This window comes from Campylobacter novaezeelandiae, assembly GCF_004323845.1.
GTDB classification, from domain to species: domain Bacteria; phylum Campylobacterota; class Campylobacteria; order Campylobacterales; family Campylobacteraceae; genus Campylobacter_D; species Campylobacter_D novaezeelandiae.
Window position 1 is genome coordinate 117,057 of record NZ_QPGR01000003.1, and the last position, 20,730, is coordinate 137,786.

Here is a 20,730-nt window from a genome sequence, read left to right on the forward strand (position 1 = left end):
TAATTATACATCTGTTTAAATGATAAATTTAGTATTACAGAATTTATTAGCACTAAAATAAATATTTTTATTAAATTACTTATATATTTTTTAATATAATCATTTATTAATATTTTAAAAATGTAATTTTGAAAGTTTATTAGCAATAGGAGAATTTATGGCAGGCGAAGATCAAGAAAAAACAGAAGAACCCACATCCAAAAAAATAGAAGATGCCAGAAAAGAAGGAAATGTTCCTAAAAGTCAGGATGCCTCCGCAGTTATAACTTTAATTGTTGCTGTAGCTATCACTCTTTTTTTAATGGGATTTTTAGGAGAGAGAATAGTTAATTTATATAGATATTATCAAAGTTTTATCGGGGTTGAGCTTGATCTTAGGATTATTCAATCTATTATGATTAAAAGTATTTTTGAAGTTTTGATTATGCTTGCTCCTATAGTGCTAAGTATTATGGTTGCAGGTGTTTTAGGAAATGTTATGCAATTTGGTTTTGTATTTACAACAAAACCTATTATGCCAAATTTAGGAAAAATTAATCCCTTAAAAGGTCTTAAAAATCTTTTTTCTTTAAAAAAATTATTAGAAAGTGTAAAAATTATTTTAAAAGTCGGTGTTGTTTTTACTATAGCTTTTATAGTATTGCTTCAGTTTATGAAAGAGCTTCCAAAAGTTGAACTTTATAATATGTTTAATCAGCTTATTTGGTTAAGAGATAAGGCCATTATTTTAGCTGCTATTGTGATTATTGCTTTTATGATTATTGCTGTTTTAGATGTATTTTTAGTGCGTTTTCAATATTTTAAAAGTCTTAGAATGAGCAAACAAGAAATTAAAGATGAATATAAACAAATGGAAGGAGATCCACAGGTTAAAGCGAGAATTCGTCGTATTCAAATGGAAACAGCACGACGTCGTATGGTGCAAGATGTAGCTGGTGCTGATGTGGTTATAACAAATCCTACGCATTATGCTGTTGCTATTCGTTATGATACAACCAAAGAACAAGCTCCAAGAGTTGTAGCAAAAGGTATAGATTTTTTAGCTTTGAGAATTAAAGAAATTGCTTATAAAAATAATGTTGTTGTTTATGAGAATCCTCCTTTAGCAAGAGAGCTTTATAAAGTTTGTGATGTAAATGATCTTATTCCTAGAGAATTATTTAAGGCTGTAGCTGAGGTATTAGGATTTGTATATAATTCCAATAATAAAAGCAGGCTTTCAAACCAAATTAATTCTAAAAATTAATTTGGTTTGTGAATGAGTTCAAGTATAGATTTTTGAGCAGCTTCATTATCGCTATCAACTTTAAAATAAATTTCAACTCTATTATTATTTAAAGTGGTAGGATTATTTTGTAAAGGTTCATTAAAACCATAACTTTTAATACTTAAATTTTTTATATTAACTCCGCCATCAATAAAATATTTTAAAACATTTTGAGCTCTTTCATAACCTAGTTCAAAACTTCTTAATACTGTATCACTATTATCTGTATAGCCTCTAATTTCAATTTTCGTTTGAGGTGGTAAATTAAGAGCAAGTTGTGCCATGCGTTTTAAATAATCTTTTATGTCAGCAGAGATGATTTCAGCACTTCCTTTTTGAAATAAAATTTTAGAAGGAAGATTTAATGCAACTTCATTATTTGATTGATCTAAAGCAGCTTGAAGCTTTTTAATGGTATCTTGTTGAGTTGTTACTCTTTGTTTTAAAGCTTCTATTTCATCACTTTCTGTTTTTGCAGGTCCTTTGTATTTTTCTTGATTCTTGCTTTCTTCTTGTATGGTTTGGGTTGTGGTATAATCAAAAATTTTTATAAATTCTGTTTTTAAAGCTTCAACTTTTGCTGGATTTGATTTAGAAATAGCCCATAAAGCTATAAAAAGTGCCAAAAGTAAACTCAAAAAGTCTGCATAAGGAACAGCCCATTTTTCACCTGCTGGACATTCTGGACATTTATGTTTTTTTGCCATTTTTAGCCTTTATCAAATTGTGAAATTTTAGGATCATCATGGCTAAGAAAATTAAAGAGTTTAGCCTCTAAATCTCTAGGATTAGCCCCTTCTGCTATGCCTTTGATAGCTTCAGTAATAACAATTTGTTCTTTAACTAAATCCATTCCATTAGCTTTCATCTTTCTACCCCAAGGAGCAAAAAGAGCATAAGCTCCAAATATTCCTGTAACAGTTGCAGTAAAAGCTCCTGAAATACCAGCAGCCATTGCCTGAGGATCATCAAGAAGTTTAAGTGCTAATATAAGTCCAAATACGGCTCCAACTAATCCCATAGTTGGACAAGTTTCTCCAAACACTATCCAGTATTCTGCACATTCTTTATAGTGTTCTTCAAGTTGTTCGGTTTGAATTTCCATACTTTCTTTAATCTCATCAAAACTTTTTCCATCTACTAGCATCATCATAGCATTTTTTAAAAATTCATTTTCAATTTCATTGGTTTTTGATTCTAAGGCTAAAAGTCCATCTCTTCTTGCTATAATAGCAAATTCTATAAGTTGAGCTATTCTTTCTGAGAGGTTAACTCCAGATCCTTTAAAGACAATTTTTAATTCTTTATAAGCAGCTTTAACAATTTTTTTATGAGTAGACGTCATTGCACAAAAAGCAGCGGTTGGCATCACAATAAGAAATGAAGAAAGATGAATAACATGTAAAGGATTACCACCTTCTAATATATCGCCAACAGAAATACTTGTTACAGCAAGTACCATTCCAAGTATGGTTGAAAGATCCATTAGTAATTCTCCTTATTTAAGTTCTCCCCAATTTTTAGCAATACTTGATGAAGTTTTTAATTTTACATCTAATTTTACAATATTTTCCATAATATCAGTAGCTTTTTTTACAAAATTTTCGCATAATTCATCTTTTACTTCAAAAATAAGTTCATCATGAATTTGTAAGATAAGTTTTTTGTTATTATCTAAGTCTGGGGCAATTTTTATCATAGCAAGTTTAATAATATCAGCTGCTGAACCTTGTAAAATAGAATTAATGCTTTCTCTTTCATACATTGCTATTTGCATGGCTTTAGCATTTTCAAAATCAAAAAATCTTTTTCGCCCTAAAAGAGTAGTAATAAAACCATTTTTTTTAACTTCATTTTTAACTTGTTCGAAATAATCCTTAATGCTAGTAAAATTTTCAAAATATTTTTCTATATAAGATTTGGCAAGTTTTGCTTCGATTTTTAAATTAGTGCTTAAAGTTTTATAGCCCATGCCGTAAATAAGTCCAAAATTAATGCTTTTTGCTATGCTTCTGGTTTTATAATTATTCTCTCCAAATATCATAATAGCTGTTTTTGCGTGGATATCTTCATCATTTGAAAATGCTTGTAAAAGTTTTTGATCTTTGCTAAAATGAGCGAGCATTCTAAGTTCTATTTGGGAATAATCCAAAGAGATAAAACTAAAACCGTCTTGTGCAATAAAGCAGGATTTATAATCTTTAGCATATTGACCATGTGCGGGAATATTTTGTAAATTTGGATCTTTAGAAGAAAGACGTCCTGTTGCAGTTCCAGTTTGTAAAAAACTAGAATAAATTCTTGAATTTTCATCTTTTTGTGCTAGTTTTAAAAGAGGCTCACAATAAGTTGAGTAAAGTTTTGCAAGTTCTCTATAAGATAAAATCTTTTCTATTACGGGATGCTCATTAATAAGTTCTTTTAAAACTTTTTCATCAGTAGAATATCCTGTTTTGCTTTTTTTCTTGGTATTAAGATTAAGCTTATTAAATAAAACTTCTGCTATTTGTTTAGGAGAGTTAAGATTAAAGCGATCTTGACATAAGGTATAAATTTCTTCGCTTATCTTTTTTATTTCTTTGCTAAATTGTTGCATTAAATTTTCAAGTTCTAATGTATTAAGTTTTATACCATTTTCTTCCATCATTATAATAACTTTTATAAAATCAAATTCATTTTTATAAGCAAGTTCTAATAATTTTGGATCTAAATTTTTAAGAAAATAAAGATAAAATTTTAAAGTAATATACGCATCTTCTGCTGCATATTTGCAAGCTTTATCAAGTTCTATACTTGCAAAATTTTCTCCTTTTTTAACTATATCTTCAAAATGTAAGGTTTTATAATCAAAAAGTCTTAAAGCCAAATCATCCATATTTACTCTTAAGCCTGGATTAAAAAGCCAAGCTAATATCATAGTATCAGCATATTTTTGAGGAGGGTTTAAATTGAAGTTATTTTGTATGATTTTAAAATCATATTTAAGATTGTGTCCTATAACGGTATGCTTGTAAATAATTTCTATGGCTTTTTTTGCATTTTGAAGCGAAATTTGCTTTTTTACTCCTAAATAATTATGATTTAAGGGAACATAAAAAGCTTCATTTTCGTTATAACAAAAACTAAATCCAACTATTTTAGCCTTTTTTGTATCAAGGTCAGTTGTTTCTGTATCAAAAGCAATAATACTTTCTTGATCTAAATTTTCTAAGATATTAAAAAGTTTATTTTCATCTAAGATTAAAGTTGTTTTGAAGTTTAAAATTCTATTTTGATTTTTTGAATTAAATTGCATTTTTTTAAGTAAAGAATTAAGTTCATATTGTTCTAAGATATCTATAATTTTTAATAAAGGTTCTTCTTGATTAAAAATAGATTTTTCCAACAAATTAGGAATCTCGATATCATTTTTTAAACTTGCAAGTTTTTTGCTTAAAAAAGCATTTTCTTTTCCTTCTAAAAGTAAAATGCGACTTCTTTCATTGCGTACTAACATAAGATTATCATAAATATTTTCTATATTATCAAATTGTTCAAGTAAAGTTTTAGCTCCTTTAGCTCCTATACCTTTAACACCTGGAATATTATCAGAACTATCTCCACAAAGAGCTAAAAAATCTCTAATCTGTGAGGGTTTTACGCCATATTTTTCAATGCAAGCTTCTTCATTATAATCATTTTTAGAAATAGGGCTATAAATACTAACTTTTCCATTTTTTATAAGTTGATAGAGATCTTTATCTTGAGTAATAATACGTATAAAAATATCTTCATTTTCGCATTTTTTAACAACAGAAGCTATAATATCATCTGCTTCGTAACCTTCTTTGGAATAACTCATAAAACCCATTTTTTCTATCATTTCAATACAAATTGGAATTTGTGCTAATAATTCTTCAGGAGGAGGGGTGCGGTTAGTTTTATAATTTGGATCAATTTCGCTTCTAAATGTTTTACCTTTAGAATCAAGTGCGAATAAAATATAATCACTTTTATATTCATTTTGTAGGCTGTAAATAAAATTGGCAAAGCCAGAAATCATACCGCTAGGAGCACCTTTAGAGTTTTTGAGTCCTTTAAGAGCATAAAAAAGTCTAAAGAAAAACCCAAATGTATCAATTATAGTTAAAGTTTTCATAGGATAATCTTTAATTAAGAAATTTATTTTTCTTAATTATTTCAAATTTTAACTTAAAAATTAGGAAAAATCATTTAAATTGAAAGTTGATAATAGGTATTTAAGCAAAATTAGTATATTTTTTCATCTTTTAAATTTATATTTTTAAGGAAAAATATGTCAAATAAACAAGCTTGTAGTATTGCAGATCAAAATTTTAATACTCCAGATGGAAAAAAAGCCTTCAAAAAAGCTATATTTTCTTGTTGGCTTGGAACAGCTTTAGAATATGCTGATTTTGCACTCTATGGTTTAGCTGCAGCAACTATTTTTTCGGAAGTATTTTTTCCAGAACAAACACCAGTAATAGCTCTTTTGCTTTCATTTGTAACCTATGGTATAGGTTTTATTGCAAGACCTATAGGAGCTTTATTTTTTGGATATTTAGGAGATAAATACGGAAGAAAAAATATTATGATGATAACTATTGCTTTAATGGGAATTTCTACAACTCTTATAGGTTTTATTCCAAGCTATGCTGTTATAGGAATTTGGGCGCCACTTTGTCTAGTTATTTTAAGATTCATGCAAGGTTTAGGAGCAGGAGCAGAACTTTCAGGTGGAACAATTATGCTTGGAGAATATGCTCCTAGTAAAAGAAGAGGACTTGTTTCTTCTGTTATAGCATTAGGATCTAATAGTGGAACTTTGCTTGCCTCTTTTGTGTGGCTTTTAGTCGTGCAAATAGATGATGAATCTTTTAAAGAATGGGGCTGGAGAATTCCTTTTATCGGAAGCTTTTTTATTGTTTTATTTGCTCTTTATTTGCGTATTTTTATTAAAGAAAGTCCTGTTTTTGAAAAACAAAAAGAAGAAATGTTAAAAATTAGAGCACAAAATGTGAAAGAATTAGAAGAAGACACAAGAACTTTTTGGCAAAAAAGTAAAGCATTTTGGATTATGGTTGGTTTAAGAATAGGAGAAAATGGACCATCTTATTTGGCACAAGGTTTTATAGTAGGTTATGTTACTAAGATTTTGCTTTTAGATAAATCAGTAGCTACAACAGCAGTTTTAAGTGCCTCTTTATTTGGATTTTTAATCATACCTTTAGCAGGTTATTTAAGTGATAAATTTGGAAGAAAAATAACTTATAGAACTTTTTGTTTTCTTTTAATGTTATATGCTTTTCCTGCTTTTATGTTGCTTGATAGTAGAGATGAAATTGTAGTTATTTTAACTATTATCGTAGGAATGTCTTTAGCATCTTTAGGAATTTTTGGAGTTCAGGCTGCTTGGGGTGTTGAAATGTTTGGAGTTAAAAATCGTTATACTAAAATGGCTTTTGCAAAAGAATTAGGCTCTATCCTTTCTGGTGGAAGTGCCCCTATGATAGCTTCTTTCTTGCTTGCTTATTATGGCACTTGGATTCCTATAGCGATTTATTTTGTTGTAACTGCTGGTATAGGATTTGTTACTACATTTTTTGCTCCAGAAACAAGAGGAAGGGATTTAAATTTAATTAAAGATGCTATATGATCCATTTGATTTTAGATACTGATATTGGTAATGGTATAGCAGGAGCTAATACAGATGATGGCTTAGCTCTTGCTTTAATTTTGGCTTCTAAAGAAATTAAACTTGAAATGATAAGCACTGTAAGCGGTAATGTATCTAATATTATAGCTTATAGTGTGGCAAAGCATTTTTTAAAACTTTGGAATTTAAATATCCCTGTGTATTTAGGGGCTAATTCTGCTTTAAAAGAGCCTATGAAACCTTGGCGTGATAGACTTGATAATAGTGTTAAAAAACAAAATTTAAAATCCCTTTGGGATACTATAAAAAAACCTAAAATAATGAAAAATATAATACCTAATGCCCCTTTGAAAATGGGTGAGCTTATAATGCAAAATCCTAAAAAAATTTCAATTTGTGCTATAGGTCCTCTTACAAATATAGCTATTGCTATGAGACTTTTTAAAGATTTTGATAAAAATGTAAAAGAAATTCATATTATGGGGGGAAGTTTTGATATGCCCTCATATATCAAAGATACAAATTTTGGTTTTGATCCAGAAGCAGCCAATATAGTTTTAAATTCTAAAGCAAAAATTGTTTTAGCTCCTTATAATGCTACTATGCAAACTTTATTAACACATAAAGATTTAGATGAACTAGAAAATAAAAATGAACTTTGCAATTATTTAATTCAAACTTTAAGAGCTTGGATTTATTATGCTAGTCATACAAGGGGGACAAAGGGAACTTGGATTCATGATGCTTTAAGCGTTGCTTATATGCTTGATGAAAGTATTGCAGAATTTGATGAATATTTTGTAGATGTTGTTTGTGATAGCTCTTTGGTAAGAGGTTTAGCTTATCGTGTTGAGAAAGAGCCTAAATTAAGTTTAGGTTTAAATTTAAAAGAAAAAAGATCAGTGAAAGTTTTAAAAAATATAAATAATCCTAAACTTTTAGAACTTATTAAAACAAGATTATTAAAAGGAATTTGCTATAAAAATTATAAAAATATAACGACTTAATTTTCCAAGAGTGATAAAAATAATAGCTCTTATAAGAGAGTATTTAGCAAATCCAAGTCCTAAAACAAAGATATCTCCTACTATAGGTAAAAAGCTTAAGAAAGAAAATATTGCTCCAAAGCGGTTAAAATTAATGCTTAGTTTTTCCAATTTTTTTAAAGAATTTGAAAAATATTTTTCTAAAATTTTTTGTTTTCCTAAAAAGGCAAGAGTATAAGTGCTTAAACTTCCTAAGGTATTTCCTAAGGTAGCTATAAAAAGGACTAAATAAGGATTAAAATTAAATTTGATAAAAGCAAGCACGAAAGCTTCGCTTGCAAGTGGAAGAAGAGTGCTTGAGAGAAAACTTGCAAGAAAAAGCATAGGATAACTAAGGGTTTCAAACATTTAAAGCCTTATTTAGGTAATTATTTTAAATTAATTTTTAGCACTCTTGAGTTCTAAATTTAAATAATATCCTGTATAAGAACCTGTTTTTTTATGTTCTTTTGCTACTTTTTCTACATTACCACTTGCTATAATCTTACCTCCTTTAACTCCGCCTTCTGGTCCCATATCTATAATATAATCAGCATTTTTAATTACATCTAAATTATGCTCAATTACAAAAACTGAATTTTTTAGATCCACTAAATGCTGTAAAACACAAATAAGTTTATTAACATCTTCAAAATGAAGTCCTGTGGTAGGCTCATCTAGAATATAAAGAGTTTTGCCTGTGTCACTTCTGCTTAATTCTTTAGCAAGTTTGATTCTTTGAGCTTCTCCTCCACTTAGGGTTGTGGCGTTTTGTCCTAAAGTAAGATAATTAAGCCCCACCTTAACTAAAGTTTCAAGTTTTTGGCGAATTTTAGGCACAGAGCTAAAAAATTCATATGCTTCTAAAACACTCATCTTTAAAATATCTGAAATATTTTTATCTTTATATTTGATTTCTAAAGTAGCTTCATTATAACGTTTTCCATTGCAGGTATCACAAATAACCATCACATCAGGTAAAAAGTGCATTTCTATTTTAATTTCTCCATCTCCGCTACATTTTTCACACCTTCCACCTTTTACATTAAATGAAAATCTTCCAGCTTTGTAACCTCTGACTTTGGCTTCTTTGGTAGCTGCAAAAAGATTGCGAATTTCATCCATAACTCCTGTATAGGTAGCGGGATTAGATCTTGGAGTACGTCCAATAGGACTTTGATCAAGATAGATAACTTTATCAAGCTGTTCTAAACCTTCTATTTCAACCCCGCCTAATTTTTTTACTTTTTTAGCATGATTTAAAGATTCTTGTGCAAATGGAAGCAAAGTTTGCAATATAAGAGAACTTTTTCCACTACCAGAAACACCTGTAATAGCTACAAGATTTTGTAAGGGAAATTTGGCATTTAAATTTGATATATTATTGATATTTACATTTTTAACCTCAAGATAATGTTCTTGTTTTCTATTTTTTTGCCAAGAAATTTGTTTTTTTCTATTCATATAAAGAGCTGTTTCACTTTTACTTTTTAAAAGTTCTTTATAGGTTCCGCTAAAAACAACTTCTCCGCCAAATTTTCCAGCTTTTGGGCCAATATCAACTATAAAATCAGCCTCTTCGATCGTCATTTTATCGTGTTCTACAACAATAAGTGTATTTCCTTTTTGCTGTAAATTTCTTAAAGTTTTGATGAGTTTTGCTGTGTCTCTTTCATGAAGTCCAATACTTGGTTCATCTAAAACATACATTACTCCACTTAAACCACTTCCAATTTGTGATGCAATACGTATTCTTTGAGCTTCCCCACCGCTAATTGTTCTAGCATCACGCCCTAAAGAAAGGTAGCCAAGACCTACATCAAAAAGAAAAAATAATCTTTCATTGATTTCTTTAAGTATAGGCTTTGCTATGAGTTTTTGTTGGGTATTTAGATAATCAAAATTACTTTCTTTTGAAAAAAATGCACTTGAGTTTTCTATACTCATATCCAAAATTTCTCCCAATCCTTTATTGGCTACTTTTACAGCTAAGCTTTCTGGCTTTAAACGATGAGCATTGCAATCTTTGCAAATTTTTTCACTCATGTATTCATTTAAATCTTTATCATCTTTTAAAATGTCATAAGCTATTTTGATTACACCTTCAAAAGTTCGTTTTAAGCGGTTTCTTTTCCAGAAAAAATCTATAGTTTTTGCATTGCCATATAAGACAAGACGTTTTTGTTCTTCATTAAGTTCAAAAAAAGGAATTTTAGTAGGAATTTCATTTTGTTCACAAAAGGCAATTAAAAATTTATAATAATAGCTTTTGTTAAAGCCATACATTGTTTTAACAGCCCCATTTTCAATGCTTAAATTCTCATCAATAATTTTTTTCATATCCAGAGTATAGCGAATTCCTAAGCCATCACAAGCTTCGCAAGCTCCTTTTGGAGAATTGAAAGAAAAGCTTAAAGGCTCAAGTGGCATAAAAGAAATTTTACAATCAAAACAAGCAGAATGAATACTATAATGATAATGTTTATTTAAACCTAATTCTTCATTGTTTAAAACTTCTAATTCTATTTCTCCAAAACTTTCTTCTAATCCTTTTTCAATATCACTTGCAAGACGTGAAAGTAAATCTTCTTGAATTTCTAATCTATCAATTACAAGTTTAATAGTATGTTTTTTTGTTTTTGAAAGCTCTATATCTTCATCTAAGCGCACCAAAACTCCATCAATTTGTGCTCTTATATAACCTTTATTGCGTAAATTCTCAAGTAAATCTGCATAGGTTCCTTTTTTCTCTCTAACTAAAGGAGCATAAAGAATAATTTTTGCTCCTTTAGGAAATTTTAAAATTTCTGAGATAATATCTTCTGTATTCATTGAGCTTATTTTTTTACCACATTGATGGCAATGTTGTATCCCAATTCTTGCATATAAAAGTCTTAAATAATCATAAATTTCAGTAATAGTTCCAACAGTAGAGCGCGGATTTTTAGAGGTTGTTTTTTGATCAATTGCGATAGCAGGAGTCAATCCTTCAATTTTATCAACATCAGGTTTTCCCACTTTATCTAAAAATTGTCTTGCATAAGCACTTAAACTTTCTATATAGCGACGCTGTCCTTCAGCGTAGAGAGTTCCAAAAGCTAAAGTAGATTTACCAGATCCTGAAAGACCTGTGAATACTATAAGTTTATTTTTTGGAATTTCAAGATTAATATTTTTAAGATTGTTTTCTTTTGCCCCTATGATTTTTATCATGTCATTCATTTTTTTTCCTAAAAACTAATTAAATTTAGAATTCTAGCATAAAAATAAAACTTTAGAGTTTTTGTATTGCATTTAATTTTACTTAAAAAACTATAATACCGAGTTTTTTAAGTAAAGAATGTGTAGTTGCTAGTATAGATAAGGCATAAATGCAAAGTAAGATTTTGCGGTGAGATGAAATTTTCATTTTTTCTATTATTTTAATACCTATAAAAACTCCTATCATTGAAGCAATTCCTACTATTATACCTTTGTGAATCACTTCATTATCGATTATATTTGAATTTGAAAAAGAGATAATTCCAGAGATTGAAGCAAATATTACAAAAAATAAAGATAAGGAAACAACTTTTTTACTATCATACCCTAAAAAATAAGCCAAAATTGGAGCAATTAATAATCCTCCTCCAATACCTAAAGAAATGGCAAAAATTCCTGTAAAAGCTCCAGCTATAAATAAAATTATATTTTTTTGTAAGGCACTTTTATTGTTTTGAATGACATTTTCTTTAATCCCAAAAGCATATTTTATAAAAGAAATACAACTTACACCTAAAAATATAGATGTTAAACTAACATCACTTAAGTATTTTAAAAGTATTCCACTAAAACTTGCGCCTAAAAGACCTCCTAAACCTATATAAATTCCATCTTTTAAATTTAAATTCTTTTTCTTGTAATTTAAATAAGAACCAAAAATTGCAGCAAAAATCATTTGTAAAACTGAAATTCCAATAGCAGAATGAGAACTTGCTCCTAAAATTAACATAGTAGGAACTATTATCATTCCGCCGCCTATACCAAAAAGTCCAGAAGCCATTCCTGATATAATTCCTATAATAAAATAAGGCAAATCCATAAAATCCATTGTAATATCCTACATTTTTACATTTAATGAAATAATATTTATATATACAAATTAAAATATTTTTTTTATAAAATTAAAATAAATTCTTTAACAATAATTAAGAATTTTAAATATTTTTTGTATTATAATTAAAGATAAATTTATTTTTGAGGTATAGATTATGTTAGATATTCTTGGGCATTCAACTACTCATTTTTATAATCATATTTTAAAAATGCATATTAAAAAAATGAAAAATATAAGAAAAGATGAATTTTATGCAACTTCTATTTCTATTAAAAAGCATGAAATAGAAAATATTTTTTATTTATTTTTTTCTCAACCAATTTTAAAAGAAATTGCTAATATATTAATGCCAGATGAAGATTTAAATGAAAATGATTGGCAAGATCTTACTAAAGAATGCACTAATCAAATTATAGGACATATGAAAAAATCACTCAACGATGCATTGGGAAAAGATGAATATAAGCTTGGAATTCCAAAATATCTTGGAAAAACTAATCCTTCAAGCGTTAAACTTGATGAATTTTTAGTATATAAATTAAATAATCATTATTTTAAAATAGGTTTTAATAATCATGAATGATGAAATTGAATTTGGTAACTATCATGGCTTGCTTCATTCTTATGAAGATATTTTAGATATTACGGTTGATTTTGTTAGCGAGCTTGGAACAACTAATATGAGTGTTAATGAGCTTTTAAAACTAGAAGTAGGTTCTGTTATAGATCTTGAAAAACCAGCAGGAGAAAGTGTTGAACTTTATATTAATAAAAGAATTTTTGGAAAAGGTGAAGTTATGGTATATGAGAAAAATCTTGCCATAAGGATAAATGAGATTTTAGATTCTAAAACTGTTTTACAATATTTTAAAAAAGAAATTTAATGAGAATTTTATTTATCTTTTTTTGTTTTTTAATTCCACTGGTTGCTACTAATTTAACTGATTATAACATTTATAATAGAAATGATAGAGTTGATTTGATGCTTTCTTTTGATAGCGTTTATAAGGGTAATATTTCTCAAAGAAAAGAAAAAAAAATATTAGAACTTATTTTTAATGATCTTAAATATTCTAAAAATGAAGTAAAAAATCTTCAGTCTAAATTTATGGATAAAATCGTAATTAGTTCAAAAAATAATAAAACATATATTATGTTTCATAATAAAGAAGAAATCAATTTAAATGTTAGCTCTATTAATGATAAATTTGGAATTAGAGTCAGAATTACCCCTTTAAATCAAAGCAATACTAATACTGAAGGATTATCACCAAAACCAAATTTAAGTTCTGAAAATCTCTTTAAAACTAAAGAAAATATGCCACAAGAATATAATTATACCAATTATATTTTAATTATATTGGTTTTGATAGTTTTATTGATTGCTCTTTTATGGTTGAAAAAAAATATGCTTAATAGAAAAAATGTAAATATAAAAAATTTTAGTATTATTTTTCAAAAACCTTTGGATAGAAATAACCAATTTATGATTTTAGAATATAATTTAAAACGCTATGTAATGATTATAGGACAATCCAATCTTCTTTTAGAAAGTACTGAAATTTCAGATGATAAGATACAAAAAGATTCCAATGATAAAAATTTTAATTCTTTTTTTGAAGAAAATAAGAGAAAAATTCAAAATTTAATTAATGAGAAAAGAAAAAATAATCAAGGCATTTGATTTATGCTTATATTTATATTACTAGGTTTGGTAATCTTTTTGATTTCATCTTTAGATAAATTAAGTTTTTGATTTTCATTGTAAATATAAAGTGTATCTTTATAAAAAGAAAAATTAATTTTTTCTTCACTAAAACTTAATGTTTTTGCAAGCGTTAACATAAATCCTAGCCAAGTTATAATTTGAGAATTTGGCAAAAGCTGTTTAAAATGTTCTAAATTATATGGAATAGCTTTTTTTCCATTTAATTTAATAATGGTAGCAATGAGAACTTTTTCTTTATGCGAAAAGCCATAGTTTAAACCACCTAAGATAAAATTTGCTGAATGCTCGTTTGCAAAATAAAAATTCAAATATTCTCCAATATGACAAAGTTTTGAAGCAACTATTAAGATATTTTTATAGTATATGTTAAGATTATGCGATTCTTTGAGTGTATCAAAAATTTGCAAAGCATACTGTGATGTTTTGCTTTTGGTGTTATTGGTTAAAAATCTATCTTGTAAAGATTTTAGACTAGGATTAAAATTATTTGGAAAATATTTTAATGGTCTTAATAGATCTTGTAAATATATACCTTCTCTAATCCCAACACCACTTGTTATAATTTGTTTAGCTTTGATTTTTTGAGCAATTTTTAAAAAAATCAAAGCGCCTTCTTTAATGGTATCAAAACGATCTTTTTTAATACCAAAATCAATGAGAGAATTAATATCAGTATTTAAAATTTTAAAGATATAATCTTTTTCATCTTCAAAATTGTATCTAAAATCATGTAAATTCTTTAAGGGATAAGAATTTTTTTGCATAATAGAACTTGAAATGGCTCTTAAACTTCCTCCAATGGCTATAAGATTACTATTACAAAATGTTTCGGGAATAAGTTTTAAGGTAGATTCCAAAAATTCATCTAATTTTTTTGTATTTTTATTAAAAAGCTCTTTTAGTCTAACTGTTCCTATATCAAGTGAAATGCAGTCAATAATTTTTCTATTTTTAATTAAACAAAGCTCACTTGAACCCCCGCCTATATCTAAGGTTGTTCCATCTTTAAAAGTGCTTAATAAATTTAAGGCAGCTAACCCTCCTAAATAGGATTCATTTTTTCCATCAATACAACGGATGTTTAATTGAAGTTTATTTTTTATTCTTTTTATAAACTCTTTTGAATTAGGGGCGTCTCTTAGAGCAGAAGTGCCGACTATAAAAATTTTCTTACATTTATTTTTGAGTGCGCATTGTTTAAAAAAACTTAAAGTTTCTTCAGCTCTTTGCATAGCTTCTTTTTGTAAAATTTTTTTATTATTATAGGAATTCTCTCCTAAACGGACTTTTCTTTTAAATTCATGAGTAGTATAAAATCCATATCGTGAAGTTTTTTCGAAAATAACCATTCTAATTGAATTAGAACCCAAATCAACAACAGCAGTCCTTTTGGCCATTAATGCTCTCTACGTTTATTTTTTAGACGTAATTCTTCTATACTTTCAACATTATCTGGATCTGGAATAATACATTCATAAGGACAAGCAACGATACAAGCTGGCTCTGAAAAATCATTTACACATTCTGAACAAAGATCAGGATCTATAACATAGATAGGGCTATTTTCATAGATAGCATTATCAGGACATTCTTCTCTACAAGCATCACAACAAACGCAATCTTTGGTTATTAAAAGAGACATTTTAATTGCACCTTTCAGATATATTTTTTGTTTTATACAATAATAAAACTTAAATATAATATAAAATTTTAAGTAATAAAATTAAGAAATTTTTTGCCATTATGCAAAAAATTAAGATTTTTTAGGAAAACAAAAACGATATCCTCTACGACGTACAGTTTCGATAGTAGAAATATTTAATGGTTTATCCATTTTTTGACGAATTTGATTAATTGCTACTTCAATTACATTTGGTGTAACAAGTTCAGGTTCTTCCCAGATAGCATCAAGCAATTGCTCTTTAGAAACAATTTGATCTGAATGTCTAGCTAAATGAGTTAAAACTTCAAAAGGTTTTCCTTTAAGCTCTATGTCTTGCCCCTTATAAGTTATCTTTTCTTCATCAGGATCTATGGTTAATTCTTCAATTTTTATTACATTAGTTCCACCAAGTCTTAATCTTGCTTCAATTCTTGCCATTAATATATCAAAATCTATATTTTTCTTAACAAAATCATCCGCACCTGCTTTTAAAACTTTAATTTCAGTCTCTTTATCTGTTTTTGAAGACATAATAATAATTGAAGTTCTTGGGGATTTTTGTTTTATGATATTTATAAGATCAGCTCCATCTCCATCTGGAAGATTCCAGCTTGCTAAAACTAAGTCATAATGTCTAATTCCAATAAAATATTCTCCGTCTTTAAAATTTTCAGAAGAGTCAGTTTGATAACCAAAGCTATTAAGATTATCTATAATACTTTTATTTAAATTTATTTCATCTTCTATTACTAAAATTCTCATTATATTATCCTTCTCATAAGAAAAATTTAAAAAATTATAACATAGCTTAAGTAAATATTCAAATAACTTAAAAAAATATTAATATTTTTTTTTAAAAATTACTCCAGCTTTGGTTTTTTTAATGATTTTAGGCTTAAAAACAGAAATTTTTAAAAAAATTAAAGCTGGAATTTTTTCTTTTAGTTTAGCGCTTACAAATTCTAAAGATTCTTCTATAGTATAGAATTTATTTTTTTTATAATATTTTTTTATTTTTTTTGTAAGTATAGAATAATCTAAAAATTCATGAGATTTTGCTTTTAATTTTACTATCACCTTTTGTTTTTTTTTACGTTCAAAAGCCAAAACGCCAATAATACATTTAAATTCTGTTTTAATATTTATTATATAATCTTGCATTCTTCTTTTAAAAACAGTCTTTTAATATTTGGTAAATGTTTATAAAATATAATAAAAGTAATAATAAATACAGGTGCATGAGTTTGAATTTCTGGCATATTATAGTGGTATATAAAAGAACTTCCTATAAAACTTAACAAAGCTAATAAAGAAGCTAAAGATGATATTTTAAATATCTTTCCTATAATCAACCAAACAGCTAAGGCAGTCAAAGTTTCTAAAGGCAAAAGCACCATCATAGCACCAGCTCCAGTAGCAACTCCTTTCCCACCTTCAAAAAATAAGTAAATTGAAAAACAGTGTCCAAATACCGTTAAAACAGCAACACTCCAAAGTAGTCCTATGTCATAATTTAAAGCTTTTAATGCTAAAAGCAATAGTGCAGATTTAGAAAAATCTAAAATAATGGTTATAATTGCTAATTTTTTTGCTAATTTAGGATTATTCTTTTTTACTACTCTTAAGACATTAGTTGCACCTATGCTTTTTGAACCTTGTTCTTTGATGTTGACATTAGCAAATAATTTAGCAAGAACAAAACCAAACGGAATTGATCCTAAAAGATAAGAAATTAGATAAATAATTAGATTTTCCATATAAGCCTTAAAAATTTATTTTTAAAATTATAAATAAAAAAAATAAACAAATCAAATAAGATAAAAATACTATTAATTAATTATTAATTTTTTTTAGTAATTTTTATTATTAATTAAGTATTAAAAGATTAATATTTTGTTTTTATTTAAAAAGATCAAGGAGTTTTTAATGAAAATTAAATTACCATTTATTATTTTAGTTTGTGGTGTTTTTTATTCTGCGAATTTAGGTGCTTTAAGTTTAGTTGATGAGGCTAAGCAATCAGGTCTGGCTTCTTTACCAAAAAATCAAAAAGAAGTTGATGATATTTTAAAACAAAATGGCGTTAAAGCAAGTCCATTTAGTATAGAAAAATCAGAGCTTGGTAAAAAACTTTATTTTGATCCTAGACTTTCTAAAAGTAGTATAATTTCTTGTAATACTTGTCATAATTTAGGTCTAGGTGGGACAGATGGTGTTTCCACTGCTATTGGACATAGATGGACTGCTAATCCTCATCATTTAAATTCTCCAACTGTTTATAATTCTGTTTTAAATACAACTCAGTTTTGGGATGGTAGAGCTAAAACTCTAGCTGATCAAGCTAAAGGACCTATTGAATCAGAAGCTGAAATGGCAACTCCTTCGAAACTTGCTGTAGAAAAAATTTCTTCTTTGCCTGAGTATGTAGAAGAGTTTAAAAAGATTTATGGAAAAAGTGGTGTAAATTTTGACAATATTGCTGATGCGATTGCAAATTTTGAAAGAACTCTTATTACTCCTTCTCGTTTTGATAAATTTTTAGATGGAGATGAAAATGCTTTAAATGATAAAGAAAAGAAAGGTCTTAAATTGTTCCTTGATAAAGGCTGTGTTGCATGTCATACAGGTGTAAATTTAGGCGGAAGTATGCAACCTTTCCAAGTTGCTGCTAAATATAAATTTGCAGACATTGGAGATTTTAAAGGTGATGCTAATGGTATGGTTAAAACTCCAACCTTAAGAAATATAGCAGAAACTGCTCCTTATTTTCATAATGGGGCTATTTGGTCGTTGCAAGATGCTATAAAGGAAATGGGTAGTGTTCAACTTGGAATTAAAATCACAGATCAAGAAGCAAAAAGTATAGAAATGTTTTTACATTCTTTAACAGGTGAAAAACCAAAAATTACTTATCCTCAATTTCCAGTTTCTACTGGTAAAACTCCAAAACCACAACTTTAATTAAAAAACCCTTTTTATAAGGGTTTTTATTTAATATTCTTAATTTTCGATTTGTTATAATTATTTTAAATTTTATTGTTAAGGTTTAAAATGGAACTTTTTGGAACAGATGGCGTTAGAGGAAAAGCAGGAAGTTTTTTAGATTCATTTTTAGCAATGCGTTTAGCAATGGCTGCTGGAATTTATTTTAAAGATAAAAGTCTTACTAACAATATTTTAGTAGGGAAAGATACTAGAAGAAGTGGTTATATGATTGAAAATGCTATAGTTTCTGGTCTTACTTCTATAGGATATAATGTAATACAAATTGGACCTATGCCAACACCTGCTATAGCTTTTTTAACTGAGGATATGCGCTGTGATGCAGGAATAATGATTTCAGCTTCTCATAATCCTTACTATGATAACGGTATTAAATTTTTTGATTCATATGGTAATAAACTAAATGAAGAAGCGGAAAAGAAAATAGAAGAGATATATTTTAATAATGATTTAATCGAAAATGCAAGAGTTACTATGGGTGAGATAGGTCAAGCTAAAAGGATTGATGATGTAATTGGTCGCTATATCGTTTCTATTAAAAATTCTTTTCCTAAAAATTTAACTTTAAAATCATTACGTGTTATTTTAGATGTTGCTAATGGAGCTTCTTATAAGGTTGCTCCAACTGTATTTAAGGAGCTTGGTGCTGAAGTTATTGTGATTAATGATAAGCCAAATGGTTTAAATATAAATGAAAATTGCGGAGCATTGCATCCTTTCAATTTGGCTGATGAAGTAAAAAGATTAAGAGCTGATGTGGGTTTTGCTTTTGATGGAGATGCTGATCGTTTAGTTGTGGTTGATGAAAAAGGCGAGGTAGCTAATGGTGATAGTTTATTGGGAGTTTTGGCCTTATATCTTAAAGAGCAAAATAAATTAAAATCAAGTGTAGTTGCAACTTCAATGAGTAATGGAGCCTTGAAAGAATTTTTAAACAAAAATGGTATAGATTTTCAAACTTGTAATGTTGGAGATAAATTTGTTCTTGAAAAACTAAAAGAATTGAAAGGAAATTTTGGCGGAGAACAAAGTGGACATATTATCTTTAGTGATTATGCCAAAACAGGAGATGGGCTTATTGCAGCTTTGCAATTTAGTGCTTTAATGCTTACTAAGAAAAAAGCTGCTAGTGTGATTTTAGGACAGATAAAACCCTATCCGCAGCTTTTAGTAAATTTAAAAATTTCAGAGAAAAAAGATTTAGAAAAAATAAAAGGCTTAAAAGAGCTTATTAAGGAATTAAAAAATAAAAATATTAATGCTTTATTTAGATATTCTGGCACTGAAAATCTTATACGCTTGCTTTTAGAAGCTAAAGAGGGAAAAATTTTAGAAAAAGAAATGAAAAATGTTGTTGCATTTTTTAAGAAAGCATTAAATGATTGATAAAATAAAATACCAAATTTTATTTTGGTTTAGTTTTGTTGTAGTTTTTATTTTTGATCAATGGTTTAAATATTTAATTTTAAATGGACTACGCTATCAAAGCGAATATTTAGATCTTACTTTTGCTTTAAATACCGGCGTAGCCTTTTCTATGTTTAGTTTTTTAGAGCATTATCTTAAATATATACATCTTATTGTTATTATTATTTTATTTATTTATCTTTTTAATCAGAAAATTTTTTTAAAAAAACATCTTATTGCCTTTGGTATGATACTAGGCGCAGGAAGTTCAAATTTATTTGACCGTTTTGTTCACGGAGGCGTTGTTGATATGTTTTTTTGGCATAAATGGTTTGAATTTGCTATTTTTAATATAGCAGATGTAATGATTAATTTAGGAGTATTTTTAATTTTAATACAAGAAATTTTTATAAAGAAAGAAGGAAGAAAATGACAGAATGGATTAATGAATATTATCTTTGGATAAAATGGGTGCATTATTTAGCATTTGTTTCTTGGATGGCTGGTCTTTTTTACTTGCCAAGGCTTTTTGTATATCATGCTGAGAATAATCAAAATCAAGGTTTTGTTGAAGTTGTGAAAATTCAGGAGAGAAAACTTTATTTTGCTATTCAAACCCCTGCTATGATAGTAACTTTAATTAGCGGAAGCTTAATGTTGCATGCTCATAAAGAAGTTTTAATGGTTGGTTCTGGATATATGCATGTAAAGCTTACTTGTGTAACTCTTTTAATCATTTTTCATATACATAATTATTTTTGTCTAAAAGCTTTAGCAAATGGCACCTCTAAAAAAAGTGGAAAGTATTTTAGAATTTATAATGAATTTCCAACCATTATGTTTATTATAATTGCATGGATGATAGTTTTACGTCCTTTTTAATT

21 protein-coding genes are annotated in these 20,730 nt (G+C 27.6%); 10 read left to right on the plus strand and 11 right to left on the minus strand.

Translation table 11 applies throughout. From position 1 onward, the window contains the following. Nucleotides 1-157 precede the first annotated feature (157 nt). On the plus strand, nt 158-1,246 hold the full coding sequence (gene flhB / locus DU473_RS02790; protein WP_131163798.1) for a flagellar biosynthesis protein FlhB: 1,089 nt from the start codon (nt 158-160) through the stop codon (nt 1,244-1,246). Here flhB and motB read toward each other — a convergent pair. The 3 genes from motB to polA are packed head-to-tail and all read right to left on the minus strand — an operon-like array spanning nt 1,243 to nt 5,405. Further along, a complete protein-coding gene (gene motB, locus DU473_RS02795) occupies nt 1,243-1,974 on the minus strand; it encodes a flagellar motor protein MotB (RefSeq protein WP_131163799.1) in 732 nt (243 codons plus the stop codon). The genes flhB and motB overlap by 4 nt on opposite strands. 2 nt (nt 1,975-1,976) lie before the next feature. Further along, nucleotides 1,977-2,753, minus strand: coding sequence for a flagellar motor stator protein MotA (gene motA / locus DU473_RS02800; protein WP_131163800.1), 777 nt, complete (start codon nt 2,751-2,753; stop codon nt 1,977-1,979). A 12-nt stretch (nt 2,754-2,765) separates the two neighbouring features. After that, the gene (polA, locus tag DU473_RS02805; RefSeq protein ID WP_131163801.1) at nt 2,766-5,405 is read right to left on the minus strand and encodes a DNA polymerase I; all 2,640 of its coding nucleotides are present in this window, start codon (nt 5,403-5,405) and stop codon (nt 2,766-2,768) included. Between the two features lie 156 nt (nt 5,406-5,561). Between polA and DU473_RS02810 the strand changes: the two genes are divergently transcribed. Together DU473_RS02810 and DU473_RS02815 are read left to right on the plus strand one after the other, a co-directional pair. After that, nucleotides 5,562-6,923: an MFS transporter gene (locus DU473_RS02810; protein ID WP_131165652.1), complete on the plus strand. Its 1,362-nt coding sequence runs from the start codon at nt 5,562-5,564 to the stop codon at nt 6,921-6,923. Then, nucleotides 6,923-7,930, plus strand: a complete 1,008-nt coding sequence (locus DU473_RS02815; protein ID WP_131163831.1) for a nucleoside hydrolase — start codon at nt 6,923-6,925, stop codon at nt 7,928-7,930. Before DU473_RS02810 ends, DU473_RS02815 begins: the two co-directional genes overlap by 1 nt. Here the strand turns inward: DU473_RS02815 and DU473_RS02820 are convergent. The 3 genes from DU473_RS02820 to DU473_RS02830 form a co-directional block, all read right to left on the minus strand. Further along, a complete protein-coding gene (locus DU473_RS02820) occupies nt 7,886-8,317 on the minus strand; it encodes a YqaA family protein (RefSeq protein ID WP_131163803.1) in 432 nt (143 codons plus the stop codon). The genes DU473_RS02815 and DU473_RS02820 overlap by 45 nt on opposite strands. 30 nt (nt 8,318-8,347) lie before the next feature. Then, nucleotides 8,348-11,170, minus strand: a complete 2,823-nt coding sequence (gene uvrA, locus DU473_RS02825) for an excinuclease ABC subunit UvrA (RefSeq protein ID WP_131163804.1) — start codon at nt 11,168-11,170, stop codon at nt 8,348-8,350. An 82-nt stretch (nt 11,171-11,252) separates the two neighbouring features. Beyond that, nucleotides 11,253-12,038, minus strand: coding sequence for a sulfite exporter TauE/SafE family protein (locus tag DU473_RS02830; protein WP_131163805.1), 786 nt, complete (start codon nt 12,036-12,038; stop codon nt 11,253-11,255). A 160-nt stretch (nt 12,039-12,198) separates the two neighbouring features. Between DU473_RS02830 and DU473_RS02835 the strand changes: the two genes are divergently transcribed. From DU473_RS02835 to DU473_RS02845, 3 genes are read left to right on the plus strand one after another with little or no spacing between them, the layout of a single operon-like run. Next, a complete protein-coding gene (locus tag DU473_RS02835) occupies nt 12,199-12,627 on the plus strand; it encodes a chemotaxis protein CheX (protein WP_131163806.1) in 429 nt (142 codons plus the stop codon). Beyond that, nucleotides 12,620-12,928 (plus strand): flagellar motor switch protein FliN, encoded by a 309-nt coding sequence (gene fliN / locus DU473_RS02840; RefSeq protein WP_131163807.1) that lies wholly within the window; start codon nt 12,620-12,622, stop codon nt 12,926-12,928. Before DU473_RS02835 ends, fliN begins: the two co-directional genes overlap by 8 nt. Next, nucleotides 12,928-13,728 (plus strand): hypothetical protein, encoded by an 801-nt coding sequence (locus tag DU473_RS02845; protein WP_131163808.1) that lies wholly within the window; start codon nt 12,928-12,930, stop codon nt 13,726-13,728. The genes fliN and DU473_RS02845 overlap by 1 nt, the downstream gene beginning before the upstream one ends. Here DU473_RS02845 and DU473_RS02850 read toward each other — a convergent pair. From DU473_RS02850 to plsY, 5 genes are all read right to left on the minus strand, one after another. Beyond that, nucleotides 13,716-15,170 carry a Ppx/GppA phosphatase family protein gene (locus tag DU473_RS02850; RefSeq protein ID WP_131163809.1) on the minus strand — a complete coding sequence of 485 codons (1,455 nt, stop codon included), beginning with the start codon at nt 15,168-15,170 and terminating at the stop codon, nt 13,716-13,718. The two genes, DU473_RS02845 and DU473_RS02850, sit on opposite strands and share 13 nt — an antisense overlap. Beyond that, nucleotides 15,170-15,415, minus strand: coding sequence for a YfhL family 4Fe-4S dicluster ferredoxin (locus DU473_RS02855; protein ID WP_131163810.1), 246 nt, complete (start codon nt 15,413-15,415; stop codon nt 15,170-15,172). The genes DU473_RS02850 and DU473_RS02855 overlap by 1 nt, the downstream gene beginning before the upstream one ends. Before the next feature lie 111 nt (nt 15,416-15,526). Continuing rightward, entirely contained in the window at nt 15,527-16,198 is a 672-nt protein-coding gene (gene hsrA / locus DU473_RS02860) for a homeostatic response regulator transcription factor HsrA (RefSeq protein ID WP_131163811.1), read from the minus strand. Between the two features lie 78 nt (nt 16,199-16,276). Continuing rightward, a complete protein-coding gene (locus DU473_RS02865; RefSeq protein WP_131163812.1) occupies nt 16,277-16,597 on the minus strand; it encodes a dihydroneopterin aldolase in 321 nt (106 codons plus the stop codon). After that, complete coding sequence (gene plsY, locus DU473_RS02870) at nt 16,582-17,193, minus strand: glycerol-3-phosphate 1-O-acyltransferase PlsY (protein WP_131163813.1); 612 nt, start codon at nt 17,191-17,193, stop codon at nt 16,582-16,584. Before plsY ends, DU473_RS02865 begins: the two co-directional genes overlap by 16 nt. A 169-nt stretch (nt 17,194-17,362) precedes the next feature. On the opposite strand from plsY, the gene DU473_RS02875 reads away from it, so the two are divergent. From DU473_RS02875 to hemJ, 4 genes are all read left to right on the plus strand, one after another. Next, nucleotides 17,363-18,397, plus strand: a complete 1,035-nt coding sequence (locus tag DU473_RS02875) for a cytochrome-c peroxidase (RefSeq protein WP_131163814.1) — start codon at nt 17,363-17,365, stop codon at nt 18,395-18,397. A 90-nt stretch (nt 18,398-18,487) separates the two neighbouring features. Beyond that, nucleotides 18,488-19,825, plus strand: coding sequence for a phosphoglucosamine mutase (gene glmM, locus DU473_RS02880; RefSeq protein ID WP_131163815.1), 1,338 nt, complete (start codon nt 18,488-18,490; stop codon nt 19,823-19,825). Beyond that, nucleotides 19,818-20,279: a signal peptidase II gene (gene lspA, locus DU473_RS02885; RefSeq protein WP_131186485.1), complete on the plus strand. Its 462-nt coding sequence runs from the start codon at nt 19,818-19,820 to the stop codon at nt 20,277-20,279. Before glmM ends, lspA begins: the two co-directional genes overlap by 8 nt. Beyond that, nucleotides 20,276-20,728 (plus strand): protoporphyrinogen oxidase HemJ, encoded by a 453-nt coding sequence (hemJ, locus tag DU473_RS02890; RefSeq protein ID WP_131163817.1) that lies wholly within the window; start codon nt 20,276-20,278, stop codon nt 20,726-20,728. Before lspA ends, hemJ begins: the two co-directional genes overlap by 4 nt. Nucleotides 20,729-20,730: the final 2 nt, after the last annotated feature.

Bases quoted from the DNA above. Each gene is read 5' to 3' on its own strand.
- DU473_RS02865 (WP_131163812.1), bottom strand. From the start codon at position 16,597: ATGCAAGATTATATAATAAATATTAAAACAGAATTTAAATGTATTATT.
- DU473_RS02810 (WP_131165652.1), top strand. From the start codon at position 5,562: ATGTCAAATAAACAAGCTTGTAGTATTGCAGATCAAAATTTTAATACT.
- hemJ (WP_131163817.1), top strand. From the start codon at position 20,276: ATGACAGAATGGATTAATGAATATTATCTTTGGATAAAATGGGTGCAT.
- DU473_RS02850 (WP_131163809.1), bottom strand. From the start codon at position 15,170: ATGGCCAAAAGGACTGCTGTTGTTGATTTGGGTTCTAATTCAATTAGA.
- motA (WP_131163800.1), bottom strand. From the start codon at position 2,753: ATGGATCTTTCAACCATACTTGGAATGGTACTTGCTGTAACAAGTATT.
- fliN (WP_131163807.1), top strand. From the start codon at position 12,620: ATGAATGATGAAATTGAATTTGGTAACTATCATGGCTTGCTTCATTCT.
- flhB (WP_131163798.1), top strand. From the start codon at position 158: ATGGCAGGCGAAGATCAAGAAAAAACAGAAGAACCCACATCCAAAAAA.
- lspA (WP_131186485.1), top strand. From the start codon at position 19,818: ATGATTGATAAAATAAAATACCAAATTTTATTTTGGTTTAGTTTTGTT.
- DU473_RS02820 (WP_131163803.1), bottom strand. From the start codon at position 8,317: ATGTTTGAAACCCTTAGTTATCCTATGCTTTTTCTTGCAAGTTTTCTC.
- uvrA (WP_131163804.1), bottom strand. From the start codon at position 11,170: ATGAATGACATGATAAAAATCATAGGGGCAAAAGAAAACAATCTTAAA.
- DU473_RS02845 (WP_131163808.1), top strand. From the start codon at position 12,928: ATGAGAATTTTATTTATCTTTTTTTGTTTTTTAATTCCACTGGTTGCT.
- motB (WP_131163799.1), bottom strand. From the start codon at position 1,974: ATGGCAAAAAAACATAAATGTCCAGAATGTCCAGCAGGTGAAAAATGG.
- DU473_RS02835 (WP_131163806.1), top strand. From the start codon at position 12,199: ATGTTAGATATTCTTGGGCATTCAACTACTCATTTTTATAATCATATT.
- plsY (WP_131163813.1), bottom strand. From the start codon at position 17,193: ATGGAAAATCTAATTATTTATCTAATTTCTTATCTTTTAGGATCAATT.
- DU473_RS02875 (WP_131163814.1), top strand. From the start codon at position 17,363: ATGAAAATTAAATTACCATTTATTATTTTAGTTTGTGGTGTTTTTTAT.
- DU473_RS02830 (WP_131163805.1), bottom strand. From the start codon at position 12,038: ATGGATTTTATGGATTTGCCTTATTTTATTATAGGAATTATATCAGGA.
- polA (WP_131163801.1), bottom strand. From the start codon at position 5,405: ATGAAAACTTTAACTATAATTGATACATTTGGGTTTTTCTTTAGACTT.
- glmM (WP_131163815.1), top strand. From the start codon at position 18,488: ATGGAACTTTTTGGAACAGATGGCGTTAGAGGAAAAGCAGGAAGTTTT.
- hsrA (WP_131163811.1), bottom strand. From the start codon at position 16,198: ATGAGAATTTTAGTAATAGAAGATGAAATAAATTTAAATAAAAGTATT.
- DU473_RS02855 (WP_131163810.1), bottom strand. From the start codon at position 15,415: ATGTCTCTTTTAATAACCAAAGATTGCGTTTGTTGTGATGCTTGTAGA.